Annotated in this window: 20 protein-coding genes and 3 pseudogenes; 14 read left to right on the plus strand and 9 right to left on the minus strand. The window is 55.6% G+C overall.

What is annotated here, in order from left to right:
* Nucleotides 1–10: 10 nt before the first annotated feature.
* Nucleotides 11–1,636 carry an FAD-binding oxidoreductase gene (locus PSH57_RS10980; protein ID WP_305389475.1) on the plus strand — a complete coding sequence of 542 codons (1,626 nt, stop codon included), beginning with the start codon at nucleotides 11–13 and terminating at the stop codon, nucleotides 1,634–1,636.
* Nucleotides 1,636–1,965: a c-type cytochrome gene (locus PSH57_RS10985; RefSeq protein WP_305389476.1), complete on the plus strand. Its 330-nt coding sequence runs from the start codon at nucleotides 1,636–1,638 to the stop codon at nucleotides 1,963–1,965. The genes PSH57_RS10980 and PSH57_RS10985 overlap by 1 nt, the downstream gene beginning before the upstream one ends.
* Before the next feature lie 173 nt (nucleotides 1,966–2,138).
* On the opposite strand, the pseudogene PSH57_RS10990 reads toward PSH57_RS10985, so the two are convergent.
* The 3 genes and pseudogenes from PSH57_RS10990 to PSH57_RS11000 form a co-directional block, all read right to left on the minus strand.
* Nucleotides 2,139–2,911: pseudogene (locus PSH57_RS10990) on the minus strand (LLM class flavin-dependent oxidoreductase); the annotation flags it as partial.
* A gap of 166 nt (nucleotides 2,912–3,077) precedes the next feature.
* Nucleotides 3,078–3,545, minus strand: a complete 468-nt coding sequence (locus PSH57_RS10995) for an acyl-CoA thioesterase (RefSeq protein ID WP_305389478.1) — start codon at nucleotides 3,543–3,545, stop codon at nucleotides 3,078–3,080.
* Nucleotides 3,546–3,575: 30 nt separating this feature from the next.
* The gene (locus PSH57_RS11000) at nucleotides 3,576–4,517 is read right to left on the minus strand and encodes a LysR family transcriptional regulator (RefSeq protein WP_305389479.1); all 942 of its coding nucleotides are present in this window, start codon (nucleotides 4,515–4,517) and stop codon (nucleotides 3,576–3,578) included.
* 159 nt (nucleotides 4,518–4,676) lie between these two features.
* Between PSH57_RS11000 and PSH57_RS11005 the strand changes: the two genes are divergently transcribed.
* The 9 genes from PSH57_RS11005 (at nucleotide 4,677) to PSH57_RS11045 (ending at nucleotide 13,654) form a co-directional block, all read left to right on the plus strand.
* Nucleotides 4,677–5,843, plus strand: coding sequence for a thiolase C-terminal domain-containing protein (locus PSH57_RS11005; RefSeq protein WP_305389480.1), 1,167 nt, complete (start codon nucleotides 4,677–4,679; stop codon nucleotides 5,841–5,843).
* Between the two features lie 11 nt (nucleotides 5,844–5,854).
* Nucleotides 5,855–6,256: a Zn-ribbon domain-containing OB-fold protein gene (locus PSH57_RS11010; protein WP_305444883.1), complete on the plus strand. Its 402-nt coding sequence runs from the start codon at nucleotides 5,855–5,857 to the stop codon at nucleotides 6,254–6,256.
* On the plus strand, nucleotides 6,253–6,708 hold the full coding sequence (locus PSH57_RS11015) for a MaoC family dehydratase (RefSeq protein ID WP_305389482.1): 456 nt from the start codon (nucleotides 6,253–6,255) through the stop codon (nucleotides 6,706–6,708). The genes PSH57_RS11010 and PSH57_RS11015 overlap by 4 nt, the downstream gene beginning before the upstream one ends.
* Nucleotides 6,705–7,454, plus strand: coding sequence for an SDR family oxidoreductase (locus PSH57_RS11020; RefSeq protein WP_305389483.1), 750 nt, complete (start codon nucleotides 6,705–6,707; stop codon nucleotides 7,452–7,454). The genes PSH57_RS11015 and PSH57_RS11020 overlap by 4 nt, the downstream gene beginning before the upstream one ends.
* Nucleotides 7,426–8,553 carry an extracellular solute-binding protein gene (locus PSH57_RS11025; protein ID WP_305389484.1) on the plus strand — a complete coding sequence of 376 codons (1,128 nt, stop codon included), beginning with the start codon at nucleotides 7,426–7,428 and terminating at the stop codon, nucleotides 8,551–8,553. Before PSH57_RS11020 ends, PSH57_RS11025 begins: the two co-directional genes overlap by 29 nt.
* Before the next feature lie 57 nt (nucleotides 8,554–8,610).
* Nucleotides 8,611–10,368, plus strand: coding sequence for an ABC transporter permease (locus tag PSH57_RS11030; protein WP_305389485.1), 1,758 nt, complete (start codon nucleotides 8,611–8,613; stop codon nucleotides 10,366–10,368).
* Complete coding sequence (locus PSH57_RS11035; RefSeq protein ID WP_305389486.1) at nucleotides 10,365–11,444, plus strand: ABC transporter ATP-binding protein; 1,080 nt, start codon at nucleotides 10,365–10,367, stop codon at nucleotides 11,442–11,444. The genes PSH57_RS11030 and PSH57_RS11035 overlap by 4 nt, the downstream gene beginning before the upstream one ends.
* Before the next feature lie 64 nt (nucleotides 11,445–11,508).
* Complete coding sequence (locus PSH57_RS11040) at nucleotides 11,509–12,306, plus strand: enoyl-CoA hydratase (protein WP_305389488.1); 798 nt, start codon at nucleotides 11,509–11,511, stop codon at nucleotides 12,304–12,306.
* Nucleotides 12,307–12,448: 142 nt separating this feature from the next.
* On the plus strand, nucleotides 12,449–13,654 hold the full coding sequence (locus PSH57_RS11045; protein ID WP_305389491.1) for a CaiB/BaiF CoA transferase family protein: 1,206 nt from the start codon (nucleotides 12,449–12,451) through the stop codon (nucleotides 13,652–13,654).
* Between the two features lie 166 nt (nucleotides 13,655–13,820).
* Here the strand turns inward: PSH57_RS11045 and PSH57_RS11050 are convergent, their stop codons facing one another.
* From PSH57_RS11050 to PSH57_RS11070, 5 genes are all read right to left on the minus strand, one after another.
* Nucleotides 13,821–14,468, minus strand: a complete 648-nt coding sequence (locus tag PSH57_RS11050) for a PqiC family protein (protein ID WP_305389493.1) — start codon at nucleotides 14,466–14,468, stop codon at nucleotides 13,821–13,823.
* On the minus strand, nucleotides 14,465–16,141 hold the full coding sequence (locus tag PSH57_RS11055) for a PqiB family protein (RefSeq protein ID WP_305389494.1): 1,677 nt from the start codon (nucleotides 16,139–16,141) through the stop codon (nucleotides 14,465–14,467). Before PSH57_RS11055 ends, PSH57_RS11050 begins: the two co-directional genes overlap by 4 nt.
* On the minus strand, nucleotides 16,134–16,748 hold the full coding sequence (locus tag PSH57_RS11060; RefSeq protein WP_305389495.1) for a paraquat-inducible protein A: 615 nt from the start codon (nucleotides 16,746–16,748) through the stop codon (nucleotides 16,134–16,136). Before PSH57_RS11060 ends, PSH57_RS11055 begins: the two co-directional genes overlap by 8 nt.
* Nucleotides 16,741–17,355, minus strand: coding sequence for a paraquat-inducible protein A (locus PSH57_RS11065; RefSeq protein WP_305444919.1), 615 nt, complete (start codon nucleotides 17,353–17,355; stop codon nucleotides 16,741–16,743). The genes PSH57_RS11060 and PSH57_RS11065 overlap by 8 nt, the downstream gene beginning before the upstream one ends.
* Before the next feature lie 111 nt (nucleotides 17,356–17,466).
* The gene (locus PSH57_RS11070; RefSeq protein WP_305389497.1) at nucleotides 17,467–18,084 is read right to left on the minus strand and encodes a TetR/AcrR family transcriptional regulator; all 618 of its coding nucleotides are present in this window, start codon (nucleotides 18,082–18,084) and stop codon (nucleotides 17,467–17,469) included.
* 242 nt (nucleotides 18,085–18,326) lie between these two features.
* On the opposite strand from PSH57_RS11070, the pseudogene PSH57_RS11075 reads away from it, so the two are divergent.
* From PSH57_RS11075 to PSH57_RS11085, 3 genes and pseudogenes are all read left to right on the plus strand, one after another.
* Nucleotides 18,327–18,821, plus strand: a pseudogene (locus PSH57_RS11075) (Mu transposase domain-containing protein); the annotation flags it as partial.
* A 24-nt stretch (nucleotides 18,822–18,845) separates the two neighbouring features.
* Nucleotides 18,846–19,429 (plus strand): annotated as a pseudogene (locus PSH57_RS11080) (ATP-binding protein); the annotation flags it as partial.
* Between the two features lie 623 nt (nucleotides 19,430–20,052).
* Complete coding sequence (locus PSH57_RS11085) at nucleotides 20,053–20,871, plus strand: SDR family oxidoreductase (RefSeq protein ID WP_305389498.1); 819 nt, start codon at nucleotides 20,053–20,055, stop codon at nucleotides 20,869–20,871.
* Nucleotides 20,872–22,071: 1,200 nt separating this feature from the next.
* Here PSH57_RS11085 and PSH57_RS11095 read toward each other — a convergent pair.
* Nucleotides 22,072–23,224, minus strand: a protein-coding gene (locus tag PSH57_RS11095; protein ID WP_305390352.1) for an IS3 family transposase whose coding sequence is annotated in 2 segments (ribosomal slippage) — nucleotides 22,072–22,957 and nucleotides 22,956–23,224 — 1,155 coding nt in all. Because the reading frame shifts where the segments join, the coding sequence is not laid out codon by codon here.
* Between the last annotated feature and the right edge of the window lie 40 nt (nucleotides 23,225–23,264).

The following is a 23,264-nucleotide window of genomic DNA, read 5'->3' on the forward strand; positions in this document are numbered from 1 at the left end:
AGTGAATGCAATGGCTTCATACAATATCAATAATAATGGCGCCTATAACCAGGCAATCGACTCTTTCAGAAAAACAGTCGGTTCAGAATGGGTGTTTACCAGCAAGGAGGATCTCTCCACCTACAGGGATCCCTACTCAGTTATCTGGGACGAGCCTGGTGAGGTGCTCCCTTTGGCGGCGGTGGCGCCAGGTAATGTCGAGCACGTCCAGGAAATTGTTCGTGCGGCCAACGAGCATGGTGTTGCGTTGTACACCATATCCACGGGTAAAAACCTTGGCTACGGTGGTGCATCTGCCAATCTCGCGGGTTGCGTTATTCTCGATCTGAAGAGGATGGATCGCATCATAGAAGTTGATGACACTCGCAACTTCTGCATCGTGGAGCCGGGTGTATCTTACTTCGACCTCTACCGTTACCTGGAGGCACGTGGATTACGGTTGATGCTGGACTTGCCCTCTAATGCCATGGGCGGCCCAATCGGTAATTCGCTAGATCATGGAGTTGGCTACTCCGCTGCCCCGTACCGTGACCATTTCGCCAATCATTGTGGAATGGAGGTCGTTCTGGCGAATGGCGAAATTCTTCGGACCGGCATGGGGGCGGTGCCGGGGGCAGAGACATGGGCAGAGTTCAAGTACGGATTTGGACCGAATGTCGATGGTTTATTTTCTCAGGCCAACTATGGTGTCGTTACCAAAATGGGTTTCTGGCTGATGCCAATGCCTGAACACTTCTTGTCGGCCAGCGTGTCGGTGGCACGATACGAAGACATCATTCCACTTGTACGCCACCTCAATTATCTTGAGGATTCCGGGCTGGTGGGATTCGTTCGTTACAGCAGCCCACTGGAGATTCCGCGCGTCCTCAAGTCTGCACCAGACCCGGCATTATTAAAGTTGATGGCCCAGCCTGGGGGAGGGGAGCCGCAAGCCTATGAGCATTATGCAAAAAGCCATAATCTGCCGTTCTGGACAACCACACTGAATTTCTATGGGCCGCAAACCACCAACTGCGCCAATTGGGACTATGCCAGGCAGCGTCTGGCTTCAATACCTGGCGTAACGTTCCAAGAGACAGAGTCCATCAGCTTTCCGTTGAGTGCTGAAGCAAAAAATAACGCTAGAAGCCAAGTCAGCCTCGGTGTGCCGAACCTCACAGCCTTTGCGCTGGGGAGTCGGTCTGCGTTCAACGCTAATCCCTCGGATGGCCACCTTTGGTTTTCGCCCGTCATTCCCCGCTCTGGAGAGGCTTTGCTCAAGGCTCATAAAGTATTCGGCCAAGCGTTCAAAGATCTTGGAATACCATCGAGAATCGGCCCTTATAGCGGGCCTCGAACGTGGATGTATCGAGCGTTCGTTTTTGTCATGGACTTCAATACCTCTCGATTAGACAAGGTTCAAAATCAGCAGGTGAGGCAGGCGTTCGAACACCTTATCAAGGTTGGCGCAGAACATGGCTGGGCGGAATACAGGACGGCGCCAATCTTTCAAGATCTGGTTGCCAGCACATACTCTTATAACAACAACGCCCTCCTGAGATTCAATGAGACCTTAAAGGATGCGCTTGATCCTAAAGGCATACTGTCCCCAGGGCGTGGTGGAATCTGGCCGAAGCACTTGCGTGGAGGTCACTGATGAACCGATATCATCCAATGATCCTGATGGTCTCGCTTCTGCCTTTGACTGTCCAGGCGGGGCCTGTTCTTGACGGTAAAGAGCTTTACGATCGCTGGTGTGCGTCATGCCATGCGCCTGGCCCCGGCCATCCAGGGACCCAGGCACTTAAAGCGCTGTATCAAGAGGCTTTGCCCGCGGCACTGGAACAGCGCTTGGACTTGGCGCCTGGCGTCATTGAGTATGTTGTGCGCAATGGTCGCTCGACGATGCCGTCATTCCGAAAAACTGAAATCAATGATGAACAACTCAATGCAATTGGCGCCTATCTCAGCAAACCTAAACCTTAGTGCAAAGGTTTAGGTATCAGGGGTTTGCGACCCTGAGCAATAGCACAAACCGAATGGGGGGCTAGGGGGCGAGTGTTCTAATCACTCCGTCCCGACCATATAACTCAAGGGGATGCGAAGTTTTATCGCGCGCCCCCTTTTTAATTGACCGGTACTTCATTGTTGCCGAATCAGGCCTCGAACGTGCGATAGAACTTCGAGATCGCCTTGGTGCTGACTTTCCAGTCTTCTGGGTCATTGGCCGCGTGGGCGTGGGGGGATGCCGCACCATCAATTGCGGGTTTGGCGTTCGGGTTGTTGTCTAGGGCGGCCTGGGATTTGGTCTTCAGGTCGAGGACCTCTTCGTCGTCCTTCATTGGCGGCGTGACAACGACGTTGCAGCCGTTGGCCACGGAAAAGTTGTGCGAGTCCGGGTCGCGAGCGATGAACCGCATCGGCGGATTAGGCTTCTGGATCGGCTTCGGCACACCGGTGGAGGTGGGGAGTTTCCAGATATCGCCATCGTGAACGTAGTCGTCTTGCCATAGGGCACGCACCACCGACACCATCTCGCGCAGCGCATGACTGCCAGGGGGAGGCGGGCATGCCGTAAGTCATGCGGTCGAACTCCATCTGATAGGTGCATGGGCCAGACCGACTTCCATGCGGCCGTTACTGATAACGTCCAGCAATTCGCATTGGTCCGCGACCCACAACGGATGCCAGAACGGTGCAATGATGGTGCCTGCGCCGAGGTGAATGATGGTGGTCTTGGCAGCCAGGTAGGCCAGGAGCGACATCGCGCTCGGGAAGATGTCGGGTTCCACGGCCTCGTGTGCGCCGATCCAGACGGTACTGAAACCGTCGGCTTCGACCATCAGGTCAGTTCGATCAAGTCTTCGGACAGCCGACGGTGGCTGACACTTTCATCCCCGCGTTCCATGTGCGCGAACAATGAGAGTTTCATGACGCTTACCTCGTATCTTCTGTTGTCAGCCTGTCAGCCGCGGCTACGGTCAGTCCTGGGGGCTGTTGGTGGAAAAATCTTGTTCTAGCAGCTCAACTGACAACAGTCGGGATAGGCTGTATCGAATGAAGGTGGTGCGATGACGCTTGCAGTGTTTCGGCCGCAGTCAGTGACGGGCAAGCATGCTCCAGTTTTCTGATGTGTAAGCGTCCATCGTTGTTTGCAGTCGTCGCCTGGCCTCATCGCCAAATCGGCACACTTTGCGGGTATCGAGATTCACATTCACCGCCGTCTGCTGCATGGTCGCGCTGAGATAGTTTTGTTCGTCATGGTAGAGCTCGACCTGAGTGACCAGGCGTTTTTCGTCGAAGCTAACAGGCGTGAGCTCAACGCGCAGTGGATCGCCTGCGCAGACCTCCCTGAGGTATTTCAGATTTGCCTCAACGGTGAAGAGGCCGCAGTTAAACTCAAGTGTGTAGCCCTTACCCATCCCAAACTGGTCCAGAATGCGATGGCCGAGATCATCGAGAAGCATGACGTAATACGCCATGTTCATATGGCCATAGAGGTCGATCCATTCATCTTTGACCGACCCTTTCTCGTAAGGTCTGCCGCTCGGTGAGGGGACGTTCATCGCCTAGCTCCTTGTTCTATGAAAGTGCTGTTATGGTGCAGAAACGGGGGACGGTACCCGGACTGGTGCATTAATGTCGCCTTTTTCCAACTCGCCGGGGAACACGGAATGCAGCCACCGACGCAGCCGGACGATGGCTTTATCGTTCCATTTTCGAGTCGGTGCGATGAAGTAATACCCGCCTAGACGAATCGTCATCGGCAATACATCGATCAGCTCGCCAGCGGCAATTTTTTCGTCGGCCAGCAGCTCGCTGACCAGGGCCACACCCTGGCCCATACAAGCTGCTTCGAGCGTAAGGTGACCGTGCCACAGCCGAGGTCCGCGTAATCTGGGAATATCTGTAACACCGGCGATGCTAAACCATTGCGACCAGCGCTGGGTATTGCGCTCATGGATCAACGGCAAACCCAGTAAGTCTTCGGCGCAGGTCACTTCGGCGAAGCGGTTGCAAAATGCGGGGCTGGCCACTGCCCGGATCAAGGGCCGGGCGAACAGCTCAGCGCACAATTCCTCGCCGAGATTGAGCTCCTCAAGGTAGACAATCTCGGCATCCGCTTCATTGCGACTGAAGTCGGGACGCGTGCTGGTCGGTTCGAGTGTCAGCTCACGGCCGTTGAGTGCTTCTTCCAGCTCACCCAGTCTCCCCAGCAACCGCCTGGAAGCCAGGCCCGCCATGCAGCAGACGTGCAGCGCATCTTCGCCTTGACGCAGGTCACTGCTGGCATCGGCGATGATTTCCAGCGCTCGTCGCAGCTGCGCCGCGTAGCGTTGGCCTTCACGCGTCATCTCAAGTCCACGACCTGATTTCTTGACCAGCTTTGTGCCCACCGCGGCTTCCAGATTCTGGATATGCCGGGAGATCACGGTATGTGAAACTGCTAGTTCTTCGGCGCACTGGCGCACGCTTCCACAACGACTGAACCCTTCGAAGGCGCGTACAGCGAGAAGTGGCGGAAGGCGTCGATTCATAAATACTCCAGACGTCGATAGTTAACGATAAACGCAAGCCTTATGCCAACGCACACGTGCATCGAATGCACCAGTTGTGCGTGTTCTAACTGCTTGTTCGCACGGCGCTCGATGGCGGAATTTGTGGGGCATGGCTTTCGATCTTTTCAGGAGTGTGCCTTGAACGTTTCCGAACGCGCCGTCATTGTCGGCGCCTATGAGTCGCCCAGGAGGGATGCGCCCAATGTGCATCCTTTCGCGATCCAGGTGGAATGCATTCGGGCAGCGCTGGCCCAAGCCGGGTTGACACTCGGGGACGTAGACGGCTTGTGTGTGGCCTCCGGCGACTGGGCTGAGGGGGGCGGTGTCAACAGCGTCACAGAAATGGCCGAGTACCTGGGCATTGAGCCGCGCTGGTTCGACAGCACCGACGTCGGGGGTTGTTCCTATCTGGTGCATGCCGCACACGCGGCGGTGGCGATTGCTGCCGGGCTGGCGGATGTCGTGGTGATCAGTTACGCCGCTTCACCGCGCTGGTGGCCATTGAAGACTCCGTCGTTCGACCCGTTCGTTCTGCCGGCAGGGCCGGGTCAATTCGAATTGCCCTTCGCACCGACGCTCATTTCTACGTATGCCATGTACGCCCAGCGTCATATGCACCTCTATGGCACCACAGCAGAGCAGCTAGCTCAGGTAGCGGTGACATTCCGGCAGCACGCAGCTGAAAATCCACATGCTTTTCTGGGCGGTAAATCAATTACGGTCGACGACGTGCTCAATTCTTCGATGATAGCGTCACCTTTGCACCGGCTCGATTGCTGCGTCGTCACGGACGGCGGCGGTGCTATCGTGATGACCAGTCGAGAACGAGCCTTTGATTGCCGGACCCGGCCGGTCTTCGTCAGCGGTTTTGGCATGGCCACACAACGCACGCAAATCAGCCAGATTTCCCGCGAACTCATCACGCCTGCCGCTCGCACCGGTCCCCGCGCTTTTGAAATGGCCGGGTTGTCGCCCTGCGATGTCGACGTGGCGCAGCTTTACGATGCCTTCACCATCACGCCGATGCTGGCGCTCGAGGACCTCGGATTCTGCCCTCGCGGCGAAAGCGGCCGGTTCGTCGCGGACGGCCATTTGAGCATTGGTGGCTCTGTGCCGTGCAACACCGATGGTGGCGGACTGGCGTCCAACCATCCGGGCAAGCGCGGCCTGCTGGCGTTGATTGAAGGCGTCCGGCAGTTACGCGGTGAAGGGCCTGGGGTGCAGGTGGAAGACGCGGAAGTCGCGTTGATTCATGGGTTGGGCGGAACGTTCTGTGCCGCTGCCACTGTCATTCTGACCGTCTGAGGGGCCGCTATATGACCACTTCCAGTCTAGTTGTCACTGACGCCATGTCGGCTCCCTGGTGGGCCGCTCTTGGGGAAGGGCGTTTGCTCGTTCAACGTAACCCTGCGTCGGGCACATGGCAGTGGTACCCAAGGGACCACTGCCTGGACGACCTGTCGATAGAACCTGAATGGGTGCAAGTCAGCGGGCACGGCACGCTGTTTACCTACTCGGTTATCCATCGAGGGCATTCACGCCTGGCGGCGCCTTACATATGCGCCCTCGTCGAGCTTGCAGAAGGCCCGCTGATGTTGTCGCAACTTCACGGCATAGCGTTCGACGAGATCACCATCGGCATGGACGTGTCGGTTGCGTTCATTGAAGTGGATTCATCCACCTTGTTGCCGGTTTTTCGCCCAAGGAGCCACCCATGAGTACCACCCTCTACTTCGACGACCTGATAGCCACGCAGTCGTTGGTGTCGTCGCGGATCACGCTGACAGAAACCCATATCGTTCTGTTCGCGGGATTGACCGGGGATTTTAACCCGCTTCATATGGACGAGGAATCTGCGCGGCAAGGCACCTTTGGGCGGCGAATTGCCCATGGCATGTTGGCTCACTCCATCAGCACCGGCCTGCGTTCGAGTATTGATGACTGGGCAATCATCGCTTTCCTTGAGACCCATCGCCGATTCGTCGCACCGGTTTTCGCGGGTGACACGCTGCATTACGTGGCTGAAATCGAAGAGTTGCGCAAAAGCCAATCAAACCCCGCGCGCGGCATCGCCAGAGTCAAGCTGCGCCTGCTCAACCAGGGCGCTGAAGTGGTGCAGGACGGTGAAGACGTATTCGCAGTCGCCTGCCGCCCAGGGGGCGAGTCATGAGCCCACGTCTGCAAGGTCATGTTGCGTTGATCACCGGTGGCGCCGGCGGCATTGGCTCGGCCATTTGTCAGCGCCTGGCTCAAGAGGGTGCCGCGGTCATTATTGCCGACCTCGGTCCCGGAGTCGCCGAGCTGGCTCACTCCCTGACCACTCGGGGATATCAGGCGATAGCGGTCAATCTCGACGTTTCCAGCCGTGACAGTTGGACCGCGGTCATGGCTGACCTGCCGCCGGCCTTCAAAGCCGTCGACATTCTGGTAAACGTGGCAGGCATCGTGCGTGATAGAACGTTGATAAAGATGACCGATGAAGAATGGGATGCGGTGATCGATGTCAACCTGCGTGGCTCGTGGATGGGGTGCCAATTTGGGTTGGCGGCGATGGTCGGGCACGGTTGGGGCAGGATCATCAATATCGCTTCCACAGCGATCCTCGGCACTTACGGTCAGGCGAATTATTCATCGGCCAAGGCCGGCGTGGTGGGGTTGACTCACACCGTCGCTCTGGAGGCCGCGCGCCATGGTGTATTGGTCAACGCTGTAGCGCCTGGGATCGTCGAGACATCTATTCTGGCGAGTGTGCCAGAGGAGGTCAGGGCCCGCTGGATCGCAAAAATGCCATTGGGCCGGCCTGCACAACCTGCAGAAATCGCCTCCGTGGTTGCGTTTCTTGCCTCCGACGACGCCAGTTACATGAGCGGGCAGGTACTCATTGTCGATGGCGGCGCAACGACGGGCGATTACTGAACCACCGAAACACGGCTATCCACTCACAACAATTAAGCAGCAACAGCGAAGGGGCATTGATATGGTCGAATTTACACGGCGCAGATTTTTGCAAGCGAGCGGTATCGCGGGGGCAGGTTTAGCCGCAGGATTGATACGCCCTTCGTTCGCGGCCGACGAATCGCTGTACGCGGCTGCGCAGAAAGAGGGCGCACTCAATCTTTACTGGGGCTCCTACGAACAACAGACCATTGAAGCCATCCGCGACGCATTTACCCGGCGCTACACAGGGATCAAGGTCAACCTGCTGCGTCAGGCATCGCAAACCATCTACACCCGCTTGCGTCTTGAGCTGCAGAATAATGCGCCCAACTGCGACTCGCTGGGCAGTACCAACATCCTTCACTACTTGGAATTGAAAAAGATCGGCGCGTTAATGCCTTACAAACCGGCAGGTACCGAGTTTCTGCCGCAGGAATTCCAGGGGCTGGACAAGGACGAAACCTATCAGGTCGGTGCGATCAGCCTGACCAGCCTGAATTTCCAGTCGGATAAAGTCACATCAGCACCCACCTCATGGGAGGCTGCTCTGGATGCTCAATGGGCCAACAAGCTGACGGTCGGCAGCCCGTCCTTCTCCGGGGATGTCGCTTCCTGGGTGGTAGCGATCCGTAAAAAGTACGGCGACCATTACCTCAAGGAACTGGCGAAGTTGAAGCCCAAGGTCGGCCAGTCGAACGTGGATACTGTCACCGACATTCTGTCAGGCGAGCGCCTTGTGGGTCTGGGTGCGCCATTCAGTTATTCGCTCGCACAGAAGGCGGCTGGCAACCCGATAAACGTAGTTACCCCGACTGACGGCACCATCCTCAACCTGGGCTTGAGTGCCATTCCGCTGAAAGCCCCGCACCCGAATGCGGCGAAGCTGTTCTCCGGTTTTTTGTATGACCCTGAAGTCTCGCAGATCCTGGCGGCAAACTTTTGGCCGACATTGCGCACTGACGTTCCATGGGCCGAGGGTCGCAGCCTGTCCCAGTTAATCTGGTACCGCAATCCACCTGAAGACCTGGCGGCCGAAGTCGCTGAAGGTATCGCCAAATGGAAAGAAATCATCGGTTGAACCAGCACCCGCCAGGCTGAACGGTCTGGCGACGGTAGATTCAGGAGTGACCCCTTTATGGGCGTTTTTGCGATAGGCACTTCCTCGGCGAGCGTTGGCGCTGAGCTTCGACGACACCGACCCTGGGTGCGCTGGACCGTGGTGGCCGTGGTTCTGGCGGCGCTGTTCTTATTGGTTGCGCAACCGGTCGGCTGGATTCTGTTCAATAGCGTGCACGATGACGCTACGCAACAATGGACGCTGAACAATTACGTGCGCCTGGTGACTGCCAAAGGCATGCTCCAGCCAATAACCAATTCGATTATTTTGGCGTTTTCGACCGCAGCGATCTCAACGCTGTTGGGTGTTCCACTGGCCTGGCTGGTGGCGCGTACCAATATGCCCGGCCGGGGGCTCATCAGGATGCTCACGCTGGGGGCATTCGTGACCCCCTCGTTCATCGGTGCACTGGGGTGGATTTTGCTCGCGGCACCTAACGCCGGTTGGCTGAATACGCTCTATCGACAAATCTCGGGCGGCGATTTGCCCCTGTTCAACATCTACTCCATGAGCGGCGCAATCTTCGTCTGCGCCATCTATACCGTTCCGTATACCTTCACCATCGTCGCAAGTGCACTTGATGAAATGGCGGTCGAACTGGAAGACGCGGCGACGACCCTCGGCGCCAGCGTTTTACGCACAATGTTCAGCGTGACCATCCCGATGGTGATGCCTTCGGTTATCGTCGGTTTCATTCTGTCCTTCATTCAGGGGATGACCCTGTTCGGTGTTCCAGCCTTTTTGCTCACACCTTCAGGGACATCGGTCGTCACCACTAAACTGGCCGAGTTCTATCAGTTGTTCCCGCCTGAGCTATACATGGCGGCGGCGTATTGCATGCCGCTTCTGTTGCTCACTGGTGGGTTGTTCTGGGTACGCAAAAAAATGCTTGGCCGCAGACGCTTTGTGATGATCGGTGGCAAGAGCCGGGCGGGGCGCAGCATTGATCTGAAAGGCTGGCGCTGGGCCGGGTTGTTGTTCGCGCTGATTGTCCCGGTGACGGCGGTGATCCTGCCTTACTTCGCCTTGATCGTCGTTTCTCTCTCCAAAGCCTGGGGCCAGGGACCATCGTTGAGCAACCTGACGTTTCACTGGTATCGATGGGCGATTCTGGAGAACGCTGAAACTCAGGCGGCGATTATCAACTCATTGGCCTACGCCGCCATCGGCGCCAGTCTTTGCGTCCTGCTCGGAACCCTCATTGCTTACATCGTCGAACGCCGCCTGGTCGCGGGCACGACCATTATCGCAGCGTTGACCAATCTGCCGATCATCATCCCTGGGATTGTGTTGTCGGTGGGCTTCTTCGCCGCCTATACCCAGCCACCCTTGAGCCTATACGGGACCTCGGCGATCATCATTGCGGCGTTCGTCGCGACGTTCCTGCCGATCGCTTATTCGCATGGCGAGGCAATGCTCAAGGGCATCAGCCCGGACCTGGAGCGGGTTGCACGAATTCTGGGCGCCAGTGAGTCGAAGACATTCGCCAGCATCACGGCTCCGCTGATGAGGTCCGGGCTGATTTCAGGTTGGCTGTTGGTGTTTATCCCCGTGATGCGGGAGCTCTCAGTCGCGGTGTTCCTGATAACGCCCAGCACTAACGTCATGACCACTTTGATTTACAACTACAAGGATGGCGGCAATTACGAGGCGGTGGCTGCCGCCAGCGTATTGCTTCTGGTTGTCACCATGATGGTGGTGGCGATCGCTCAAATGCTCAGCGTGAAGCTGGCGAAACATAAGCGTGCCAGTGTTGAACCCGGAGTCGCCCAATGAGCCAGATCCAGATCCGTGATTTGCAAAAAAGCTTCGGCCCGTTCCAGGCGCTGAAAGGTATCGACCTGACCGTGGAGGATGGAACGCTGCTGGCGTTGCTTGGCCCATCCGGCTGCGGAAAATCGACCACACTGCAGTTGCTGGCCGGTTTCGAAACCCCCTCTGCAGGCGAAATCTGCGTTAATGACCGGGTTATTTCCAGTTCGCAAGGCGTGGTCCCTCCAGAGCGCCGGGATATTTCGCTGGTCTTTCAAAACTACGCAGTGTGGCCGCACAAAACCGTTGCCGAGAACGTGGCGTTTGGCTTGCAGGTACGCAAGGTGCCGCGCGCAGCCCTGCAAGAAAAGCTCACCAAAACCCTGAAGACCGTACACCTCGACCATCTGGCTGACCGCTACCCCTCCGAGTTGTCGGGTGGGCAACAGCAACGTGTGGCGCTGGCGCGGGCGCTTATTGTCGAGCCAAGCATTCTATTGCTCGACGAACCGCTGTCGAACCTTGATGCGCACCTTCGAGAAGAAATGCGCTTCGAAATTCGTCGAGTACATGACTTGCTTGGACTGACGACAGTCTACGTCACCCACGATCAGGGTGAGGCCTTGGTGACGGCCAACCAAGTGGCGGTCATGAATGGAGGCAGCGTGCAACAGCTGGGTTCGCCGAGGGAAATTTTCGAGCTGCCGGCCAACGCGTTTGTCGCGGCGTTCATCGGCAGCAACAACGTGATCAAAGGCGTGTTGACGGGGCCCGGCACATTGCGCTTCGGCGAACAGTCATTGATGGGGGTTGACCGCAGTGGGGCCGGTCCTGGTGCAGGGATCACCCTGTGCATCCGTCCCTCCAAAGTTCGCATCGTCGGACCCAATCAAGGTGTGACCAATGTGCTGCCCGGCACGGTGCTGCGCACGGCCTACCTCGGCGAGTATTGCGACGTGTTGGTGGACATTGGTGCTGGCCTTTCGGTGCGCGCCTTTACCCCTCCAACTAAGGACTATCGGGTGGGGCAGGTGTTGATGCTGCATTTACCGGAACAGGATTGTCATCTGCTGCAATCCGGAGAACGAGTTAACAGTTAAACCAGCAGAGCGGCAGCGACCTCCCTGCTGTAGCACTCAATAAATGGCCTGACAGGATTCAACTATGAAAATCGAAGAGAGCGGCGAAATTGTTCGGTTACGACGTGGGAGCGTTGAATGGATCATTTTCAATCGACCTCACGCTTTGAACGCGATGTCGCCAGCCATGGAAGAAACGTTGACGCACATCTTCCAAGAGCTTGCACACGATGCCTCGGTCAAGGCACTGGTGCTGACCGGCTCAACCGGAAAAAGGCCCTCGTTCATGGCAGGGGCAGATTTCGGCACACTGGAGGATGCGAAGACGACAGCCGAGTTTCTTGAACTCGAAGCTCACAGTGAAACGCTCATCCGGTCGCTCGAAGCGCTGACGTTCCCCACCATTGCCGCTATTGCGGGGCCGTGCGTGGGCGGGGGCGCGCTGATTGCCGCGGCGTGTGATGTGCGCCTCATCAGCCGGTCGGCGAGGTATGGATTCCCCATTGCCCGGACCGTTGGCAATTGCCTCAGTGCCCTGAACTATCAGCGTCTTGTCGATCTGTTCGGCACGGCGGTGACCAAAGAAATGGTGTTCAGCGCTCGCTTGCTGGATGCCCCGGCTTTGATGGCAAGCGGCGCGTTCCGGGAGCTGGTCGACGAAGACGCGTTGGAAGCTGCCGCCGAACGGGTCGCAGAACATCTGGTGCAGCTTGCGCCACTGACGTTATGGGCGACCAAAACCATCTTGCGCCGACTTCGCGACGTAAAACTGGCAAGCGTCGACGACGAGGATGTGTTGTTGCATTGCTATCACTCAGCTGATTTTCGTGAAGGCGTCGCAGCGTTTCAGCAAAAACGTTCCCCTCTATGGAAAGGGCTTTAGAACGACCTTGCGGTGTCTTGAAGCACCGGTATTATCGCGTTACCTAGAGTAGAAAGTGCTGACGTCTGGATGAGCAGCGGCTTTCTCTAATTTAACTCCTCATTATTCGCTGGCAACTTTAATTGCCGGGCAGGGTGAAGTCATGTCGATTGAATCTGAAATACCCAATAAAGGGCCTCTTAGCGGCATCCGTGTCATCGATGCCACACATATGTTGGCAGGGCCTTATTCAACTTGGCTGCTCGCGATGCTCGGGGCTGACGTCATCAAGATTGAACGGCCGCAAGGCGGGGATTACACCCGCAGCGTTGCGCCGTTCAAAGGCAAGAAAAGTATCTACTTCAATAGCGTCAACCGAAACAAACGCAGCGTCGCGCTGAACCTGAAAGAGGAAGAGGGCAAAGCTGTTCTTCGCCAGTTGCTGACAACTGCCGACGTGTTCATTGAAAACAACCGGGCGGGGGTGATGGAACGATTGGGGTTTGGTTATGAAGCCGTGAGTGAGCTGAACCCGAAACTGATTTACGCGGCCATTTCAGGTTTTGGGCAGGATGGCCCTTATAAACATTTGCCATCTTTTGACGTGGTCGCACAGGCGATGTCCGGCATGATGAGCATTACCGGCGAAGAGTTCGGACCACCTGCACGTGTGGGCATTTCGCTGGGCGATATCGGATCTGGCTTATTCACCACCGTCGGGGTGCTGGCAGCGCTGGTGGGCAGGGGGCAGGAGGGCGGAAAGGGGGCGTTTATCGATATTTCGATGCTTGATTGCCAACTGGCAATGATGGAGAACGCTGTTGCGCGTTTCCTGCAGGTGGGTGATCTACCGCGCCGCCTGGGCAGTCGTCACGCACTGATCGCGCCTTTCCAGGCCTTCGCCACCGCCGACGAGCAGATCGCCATCTGTGTTGATACCGAAGAGCAGTGGCAACGGATGTGCATCGCTATGCAGCGACCTGAGTGGATCGATGATCCGCTGCTGCGTGATGGTCCGCTACGCGCGCAGAACCACGCTCATCTGGAGCCCTTGATGATTGCCAGATTGCAAGAGAACGGCCGTGAGTTCTGGATGGCGACACTTCAGGCGGCCGATGTGCCCTGCAGTCCGATCAACTCGGTGGCCGAGGCAATCGCCGACCCGCAAGTGCAACATCGCGGCATGATTGTCGAGGTGCCGGCCCAATCGGGAAATTGCTACGTGAAGCAGCCAGTCCATATGCCTTATACCGAAATGGTTGAAGAGAAGCCGTCACCAAGTTTGGGCGAGCACAGTGTCAGCGTTTTACGGGAGCTGGGATATTCAGATGAACAGATATTCGTATTCAAAGCACGAGGAGTGATTTGATCTTTAATGGTAGCCGCACAACGCCGAGGTCCGAAGTGCTGTGAAATTGCACGGGTTGGTTGATCCTTTGAAGGTGGCGACGTCTGCGTCGCCAGGTAGCTTGGAAAAAGGCGTCATCAATCCGATTGGTAGATGGCTAAATACTTAAAGAGCGCACAGCAGCAATTCATCCCTTATAGAACCGTAGGGGCGTAATGGCCAAGTTATCGCTACAGGGGTATTGGTTAGCCGCAGTCGATGACCATTGTCGGGCAGAATTAGCGATGACCTTGGCCAGTTGCGCGATGATCCGTTGGTGAGCCTCGACTACATCCGCGACATCGTCCCCTGCGGTTTGCTGTATGTGCGTTGTGCAGGTGAGTAATCGATGTGGCGGGCTTCCGTCACGCTGGCTCAGGTTCCAGATCACATCAACGCGCGCCTGGTTACCTGGAATCGAGTCAAGACGTTTGACGTCTACCTGAATCGAAATCAGCTTAAGGTTTGGATCTTTGGGCATATTGGCCAGATCTGGCCTGCCCAATTGCTTTTCAAGCTGAGTGCTCAAGGCGTCTTGAAATTCGTCTGCCAGAGGCGCGCTCCAGCGTTCGCTGTCGAGTATCACCAACTGCCCCGTCGTTTGGCGTATCACGAGCCCTGGTTGATCCACCTGCACCGGAATTTGAACTGATATCAACTGAAACTGAAACGGCGCGGGAGCCGCCTGAGAAGCGTGTGGTTCAGGGCTTGGCATCAGCGTGTAATATCGAGTCGGCACTGAGCTGCAGGCGGCGATCAACAGAGGAACCGCTAACGCAAAGAATCGGAATTTCATGGCAGGGTCTCTTGCGTGTTCACTTGAGGGGAGCGGAGGGGTATATGAAAGGAGTCCGGTTGGCCTTCAGCCGTTCGGCCACGGATCAAGGCTTCTGGGTGACGCCCGAGGTAATCAGTCAGTACTCTTACCGACCGTGCGGCCCGGTGAACCTCACCGAATGCGTTGTTCAATTGCTGGCGTTGCGGGGAATCTTCGGCCAGTGTGTCGTTGGTCATAGCGATGGTCTGCTGCACTTGCGCCAGGGTCTGGTGCATCTGGGGCAGCAGCTCATTGTTGAACAACTTTAGGGTGGTCTGCAGCTGTGACAGGCTTCCATTCAAATTGCCGGCAATCTGGTCAACGGGGACTTTGCTGAGCTTGTCTACAAAATCCTGGAACTGCTCTTGGAGCTTATCGAGGCTGCCCGGCACCGTTGGAATATTGATTGGTTGCGCATTGGCGTCAAATGCCACCGGGGGCGCATCTTTGATAAACCCTAGCGAGATATATAGCTGGCCTGTCAGCAGGTTCGAGCTCTTGGCCTGTGCGCGTAGGCCATTCTTAACGAACCCGCTAAGTATTCTTGCGATGGCGATATCATTTGGTCCTCCCGCCAGTTCCATTAATTTTTCGTTGGCTCGCCCCATGCGGGCTGGGTAGATGACCGCACCTACGCGGGTCGGGAAGCTTTGTCGTTTGGCATCAAAATCCAAATTGATCGAGGTGACGCGGCCGATGTTGACGCCAAGCAGTTCGACAGGTGCGCCCACCTCCAGCCCTCTGAGGCTTTGATCAAAATCCAGGGTGATGTTGCGTGCCAGACCGTCGGCTGGTGCAAGAGCGGACTCGACGTCCTGAAACAGGGTGTAATGAGCGTTGTCTTTTGCTGGTTCTGTACGGTCACTACCTGGTAGCTCAATAAACGCGATACCACCGGCTATGATTGAAGACAATGATTGGGTATTGACTTTCAGACCATTGGCGCTGAGCGAAACATCGACCCCGCTGGCGTTCCAAAAGCGCGTATCGGCAGTGACGAACTTGTCGTTGGGTGCATTAATGAATACCTCGACTTCTAGGCCTTTGCCATCTTCGGCCATTCGGTAGGCAATAACTTGGCCCACTTGAAGACGACGATAGTAAACCGGTGAGCCAATCTCTAACGAGCCCAAGGTTTCCGTATGCAAGGTATAACGTTTACCTTGCTCCCCATAGCTTACCGGCGGTGGATTCTCCATGCCCTCAAAGCGCTCGCGAAGGGTCTGTGAATGACCGGCGTCGGCTCCAATGAAGGCTCCAGATAATACGGTTTCGATGCCCGATACGCCGCTTGCGCCAATGCGAGGCCGCACCACCCAAAACCGCGAATCTTCAGCGGTAAATGGCGCGGCAGATTCTTCGAGCTCAATCGTCGCGTCAACGTGGCTGCGATCCTGGCTCAGGGCAATGGTAGTGACATGGCCGATGACCACGTTTTTATATTTAACTACTGTCTTGTTCGCTTCCAGGCCTTCAGCCGTCGTGAAACTGACCACGATCTGCGGGCCCTTGGACAGCGTACTATGGATCACCATGGACAAGCCGATCAGGGCCGCCACGATGGGAACCAGCCAAATTAACGACACATTCCAGCGTCGGGTGTGCACCCCAGGATTGCTCGGCGGAGTAATAGTTTTAAACGGTTCAGACATCTTCAACCTCTGCGTCCCAGATCATCCGGGCATCGAAACTCATCGCCGCCAACATCGTCAGCACGACTACTAATCCAAAGAACAAAATGCCCAGGCGCGGGGTGATCGTGCTCAAGGAGTGGAACTGCACCAGCGCTGCCACCACGGCCACCACAATCACGTCCAGCATCGACCAATAGCCAATTGCTTCAATCAATCGGTAGAGCTTGCTACGTTCGTGCATGGCCCATGTGCTGCGTCGCTGACAAGACACCAGCAAAATGCCGAGCACCAGAAACTTAATGCAGGGAACGACCACACTGGCGATGAATATCAAAAGCGCGATGTCCCAGGAGCCGGCCTGCCAGAACTCAATTACGCCACTCATGATGGTGTTTTCGCTGCCATTGCCAAGCATCTCGGTGTACATGACCGGGAGCAGGTTGGCTGGGACGTAGCAGATCAAACTGGCGATCAGTAACGCCCAGGTGCGGGCTAAACTGTCGGGCTTGCGCGCATGTAGGGATGACAGGCAACGCGGGCAATGTGGGTGACCGCTCTTGCAGGCAAGCCCACAAGTGTGGCACAGCACTAGGCTCAGCTGGCGGGCGGTTGGGCCGCTAATCATTCCATTTTCCCTCAAGGTCGACCCACAGTCGGCGAATACCCTTTCCAGAAATGAGGATCAGCAAGACCATCAGCATGGCCAAGGACCACAACCCTAAATCGGGGTGTACATCCAGTAGCCCCGCCAGTTTGATGACGGCAACCAGCACACCCAATAGGCAAACCTCCAGCATGCTCCAGGGACGCAGGTATTCAAGCATGCGCATGCATACGCGAAAAACAGGTGCTGCGCGATCTGCACAAGCGAAGGACAGCAGCCAGGAGAGGAGGGCGATTTGCAGCATTGGCGCGAGGATAATAGTCAGTCCGGCCACGGCCGCAATCGCGCTGATCTCGCCCTGTGCTAAAGCTCTTACTGAGTCATAAAGGGTGGCCTGATTGCTCAGTCCCTGCAGGCCAATACTCATAACGGGAAAGATATTGGCAGCCACGAATAACAGCGCGGCGGTAACTGTGAGCGCTAGCAATTGCTGTATAGAAAATGCACTGCTGCGGAACAGCACGGCATCGCATCTCAAGCATTTGGCGGTCTGGCTTTTGCTCAGGTGTGGCTTCAGGTAAACCGTGTCGCAGTGCTCACAAATAATGAGATTTGAGAAATGAGGCATACGGATCGACAACGTTAGGTGTGGATGCTGCACTATAATATAACCATACCGTACAGTATAGGCTTCAGGCGCCCATGTTGAGAGGCGACGTAGGCCTTGATGCCTCTTGGTTTACGGGCGAGCCGCTGTGATGGCGTACGCAGCCAGAAAGGTATCCAGCGCGCGTTCGGTGGCCTGTTTGAGTTGTGCCTTGGATATTTTTTCCACGGTTCTCAACATGAGCGGAGCGACGGTTTCGCACTCCAGTAAGGCGCTGAGCTGGACCGCCGCTAGCAGAGGATCGGATTTCCTTAGGTTGCCCTGCGACATCTGCCTATTGAGGAAGTCAGCAATTCTTTGCATTCCGATTTGAGGGCCCAGCTCGTGAAAGCGTTTACCGATTTCGGTGCGTCCAGATTCGGCGATGACTGCTCGTCGCGTCTGAATCGTTGCGGCTGAGCATAAGAATTGCAGAACGTGCTCACCAAAGGCTTGCAGCGTCTCTTGAAGATTGTCATCTTTTTTGTCGAGCGCTACAAAGACCGGTTCGAATTCTTTGTGGGCTACTTCATGCATAGCTGCGACAAACAACTCTTCTTTCGAGCTGAAATAGCTATACAACGTCGCCTTTGAGCCGCCGACCTTTGTTGCAATTTCTCCCATCGATGCGCCTTCAAAGCCTGCATCTCGAAATACCTGAGATGCAGCAGCGAGGATGGCATCCCGTTTTGCTTGTGTTTTTACGCGCATAGCAAATCTCCTTTTCTGTACTGGTATGTTCAGTATTGTTTGTCATCAATTCAAGGTCAAAAAATACAGCCCATCTAAAGTAGTTTTGTGCTTGGTCCTGCGTCGGCGCCTTGCCATGCGTAGCACTGCTCTTCGGTGTCCGACAGCGACTGCTATTATCTGATCCCTTGATCCCTGGCTGTTCTGCGTCTGTGGCTGACCCCGACAAGTTCGCCGCCAGCAACAGGTCCGCCTTCACGGCTGGCCACTTCTACTCGGTGCCCTACGAACTGGTGAAGCGCCAACTCGAAATGCGGTTCACAACGCAAACCGTCGTGTGCTTCCACGCCAGCCAGCACGTGCAGCCATCTGCGCTCGCCGCACAAAGGCCGCCACGCCAGACCGAGCACATGCCCAAGAGCCACCGCGAACACGCCGAGTGGTCGCCGCAACGGTTGATCCACTGGGCAGAACAGACGGGGCCGAATACGGCCGGCATTATTGCCTACATCCTTGAACGCCGAATCCATCCGCAGCACGGCTTCCGCGTCTACCTGGGCATCCTGCGCCTGAGCAAACAGAACGGCGAAAAGCGGCTGGAAACCGCTTGCCAGCGTGCGCTGACGCTGGGCGCATGAGTTACAAAAGCCTCGAATCGATCCCGCGAAAGACTGGAACGGCTACCTCTTGCCCAGCAAAACCTGCCGTCACTGCCCGAAGAACATATCAATCTGCGCGGCCCTGGCTACTACCACTGACTACAAAAGGAGCACCAACAGCAACCTAACCCGCCCCTCGACAAAACAAACCCTGCGCCCGCACGGCATGACCAAGGCGCTGGGTGAGCAACATGCAACACCCGACATCAACGATCTCATGTTCGACGAACGCCTCGGCCTGATGGTCGACCGCGAGCTGACCGAGCTCGAAGATGCACGCTTGACCACGTGCCTCAAAGCCGCACGACTGCGCCACACACCTGCCTGGAAGACATCCGTTACGCAGCCCCTCAGGCCTGGACAAGGCGCTGATCCTGCAACTGGGCAGCGGCCAGTGGCTGCGCGACGGCCTGAACCTGATCATCGGCGGCCCGACTGGCGCGGGCAAAACCTGGCTCGCCTGCGCGCGGGCCCACGGCGATGAGCGCTTCGCGAAACTGAGACGGATTATGTTAAGACCGACTTGCTGATCCTGAACAACTGGGGGCTGACACCGTTTACCGTTGCACAACGGCGCGACATGCTTGAACTGTTGGACGACCGCTACGGCAACCGCTCGACGCTGGTGACCAGCCAAATACCCGGTGGATAAATGGCATGCGCTGATCGGCGATCCGACCTTGGGTGATGCGATCCTCGACTTCCTGTCCGAATGGGCGTGGAATGAGTGTCAGGATGTCGGTGGGCTGAGTGTCCGGATGGCGTGGAATACGCAGGGATGAGCCGAGCCTTAGACCTCTTCTTTTATACTGTCCGAGACTAGGTACTACCATCACTTGAACGTCCGTTACGCAGCGCTTTTCTATCCATGCGGTGGTCCGTTGGCTAAATACCGGGAATCGTACCTTCTGCACCTGTGAGAAAAAAGCTTCCCCTTCCTGTCTTTATGAAAGTCAACTTAGTTTACAAAAATAGATTGACTGCGTCGCCATTCGTAGACAGTATGAAATGGCAGAGGTGCTCGGGGACGCACGAGGGATAACCTGAAGCTAACGTTGCTGTCCTCGGAAAGGGACGTGACCATTATGGAATCTCTCTCTTTGACCCGCTTGCCGTTGGCGGCGCTAGTTTAAGCGGCTTCTCGCGATGTCTGATTTTCCTTGTAGGTGAATGGTATAAATCTTTGCGATTTTATGAGTTTGCTTACAGCGAAATTGAGATGCATCGGATGCCAGTATTCTTTCTGCGGGGGCGCAGTTCGATATCATCTGAACATATCCGCTTGAAGGCCCGTTGCACCTCTTCTTAAATAATAGATGAAGGACAGACTATGACGCTTGCCGGCAAAACCTTATTTATTACGGGCGCCAGTCGTGGGATTGGACGAGAGATCGCGTTACGTGCTGCTCGGGACGGAGCTAACATCGTAATTGCTGCCAAGAGTTCTGAGCCGCACCCAAAGCTATCAGGTACTATCCATAGCGTGGCCAAAGAGGTCGAAGCGACGGGTGGGCGGGCATTAGCCCTTAAAGTTGACGTACGGGATGAAGCCAGCGTCACAGAGGCATTACGAACATCGGCTGAGCACTTCGGCGGGATAGATGCATTGATAAACAATGCTGGAGCCATTCGTCTAACGGGTGTAGAGGGTATTGAAGTTAGCCGCTTTGATTTGATTCATGCTGTTAACACACGGGCTGTTTTGATTTGTAGCAAGGCAGCATTACCGTACCTGAAGAAAAGCTCTGAGGGGCATATCCTCAATCTATCACCGCCGCTCAACTTGGCTCTAAAATGGTTTGCTCCTCATGCACCTTACACCCTTACTAAATACGGTATGAGCATGCTCACGCTGGGTATGAGTGAAGAATTCAAAAAATATGGGGTGTGCGTCAATTCACTATGGCCGACGACGCTCATTGCCACAGCCGCGGTCGAGTTCGAAGTTGGTGATGGGGAAGAAAGCCTTAAAGCCGCTCGTACACCAGCGATTATGGCTGAAGCAGCACACGCGATTCTTTCTGGCCGGCGAACTGGAATGTTGTTCACCGACGAACAGGTTCTTCGTGACCAGGGGGTGGCGTCATTCGATCAATATCAGGTTGGCCCCTCCGGTACGCTACTTCTAAAAGATTTATTCATCGATTAGTTAACTTTAGGCGTAGCGTGGTGTTCAATATTTCAAGCGTGAGCGAGACTATCCCACAAGCGACTAAAATTTCGGGTTGATGTAGCACAACTAATCGCCACTCATTCGGTGCGTCTGGGCTTCGCCAATGAATCTCGCGATGTCCACCATTAGAGAAATACCCATGGTCAGTCGGTTGCTTAACGAGCGTGAACTATGGTTTCACTTGTATGAAGTGCTGAACGCCGATGCGATATTTGATCGCCCTCGTTATGCTGATCATGACCGAAATGTCCCAGTTTTTGACATGCGGGACGCTTGGTTTGAGACGAGCTGCATTTTGTGGTTGCTGGTAATATTTGTCTATCGCTAAAGAGGGGGGCAAAGCGTTCAATCGTGGTTAGAAAAAGAGGCAGCCGATTGTACGCTCAATTAGATACGGGTCATTGGGATTACCAAGATGTAGATGTAGGCTTTATACGGTGTGTGTATTTATACATTTGATACGTGTTGTTAGTTTATTTGGCAGGACGCATTTTTGCCATTGGCGTGTGTTGTAATCACATGTAGATAATGTATAAGTATCGTAGTAATGGGTCGTTGCGTTTGAATAAACTTCTTTGGAGTGTCGCTATCAAATAAAGTTAAAGTTAAAGTTAAGGAGTGTAGTTGGCGGATTTTCTTATTGCGAATATAAGGTGCTTAAGGGTGAGCGTCTGCAGAAGTCACCTTACGTGACTCACGCCGGCAAACTCAGCATTTCACGGACATCGATTGCTCGGGAAATGCAACTCAACAATCCCTGACCCTTCTGCCTGCCGTTTGGGTGTAGCTCTCAACGTAACGTAAACCGGCGACCTCGTTGGCGGGCTGATCTCCTCGGTAAAGCGGTAGCCATTTGCGGACCACGTTGGCGTTGATGCCGTGGCTGCTGACCACGCTGGATAGGGTTCGCCCGGTTGCAGGCATTCCTGAACACTCTAGGCCTTGAAAGGTCTGGGATAAGAGCTTCGTTGGCGCATGGAAATCCTGACGTTCCTGACGCTAAGGGTGATCGCCTCCGCCTACGCGGATACCATCGCCCTTAGTAGTGATGTCTAACTGCGTCTCAGCTGTACAGGGTATTGTAAATCGGTATGCACATTTGTCACTTTCTAAAAAATTATACTTCCATTGCTCGTGCGGTGTGAATGAATTTCCTCCCTTCCCGAATTGTAGTGGTCAACTAATCCCGGACACGACGTTAAGTTTTTCTTCGGCCCGAGATGGCGCCAGCCCACCGTTGAATTGATGGGGGCGAACCCAGTTGTACCGATGCATCAAGAAGTGACTGATTTCGCGCTGGGCTTCTTGAGCCGTTCTGAAGCCCGTGGCCGGTATCCATTCCGTTTTCAAGCTGCGGAACACGTGCTCCATTGGCGTGTTGTCCCAGCAATTTCCTCGGCGACTCATGCTCTGGCGCATGCGATAACGCCACAATCGCTGACGAAATAGCCGGCTTGCGACCCCTGATCCGACTGAAGCACAGACCCGAGGGCCTGCCACGCTGCTCGTAGGCCATATCCAGGCCTTGATCACCAGTTCAGCGTCCGGCTTTTCCGACAACGCCCAGCCCACCACCCGGCGCGTGCAAAGATCCAGCACGACCGCCAAGTAACGCCATTTCCCCTGGGCCCAAATGTAGGTGATGTCGCCGCACCAGACTTGATTCAGGACTGGCACATCAAACTCACGGTTCAAGGTATTCGGAATATCGAGTCTTTCTACTGTCGCTCGTTTGTAGGCATGTGAGCCGGGTTGTTTACTGACTAAATCAAGCTCGCGCATCAAGCTACGTACTTTGAATCGACCGAGATGCTCACCGTCTTCACGCATCAGCGACAGGATGCTGCGGCTGCCCGCAGCACTGCGACTTTGCGTGAACAACTCGCTCACCCGGTTGCGCAACCGAAGCCGTTCAACATCGGGCGTGCGGCGCCTAAGGCGCTGGGCGTAATAGCACGAACGAGTCACTTCAAACACCTTGCACAGCCAATCAACTGGCTCATGGACGCTCAGCTGATTGATCAGCACGTACGCTCGTGATCTTCCGACATCAGAGTGCGGTAGCCTTTTTTAAAATCGATTTTTCCCATTCAAGGCGGGCAATCCGGGCTTCCAGCTCCTGGATTTTCTGTTGTTCCGGGGTTAATGCTTTGCTCTGCGGCATAACACCTTGGCGCTCCTGCTGATCATGATCAACCCAGCGGCGCAGGGCCGACTCGCCGACGCCGAGTGAACGGCTGGCTTCGATGTAGCTGTGGTTTTGCTTGAGCACGAGGTCGGCAGCCTCGCGTTTGAATTCAGCAGAAAAGGAACGGCGTTGTTTGGTCATCTGATCGATCTTGCGAGCATTCTCGCCTAAACGGGTGTCC

The organism is Pseudomonas hefeiensis, assembly GCF_030687835.1.
Classification (GTDB): domain Bacteria; phylum Pseudomonadota; class Gammaproteobacteria; order Pseudomonadales; family Pseudomonadaceae; genus Aquipseudomonas; species Aquipseudomonas hefeiensis.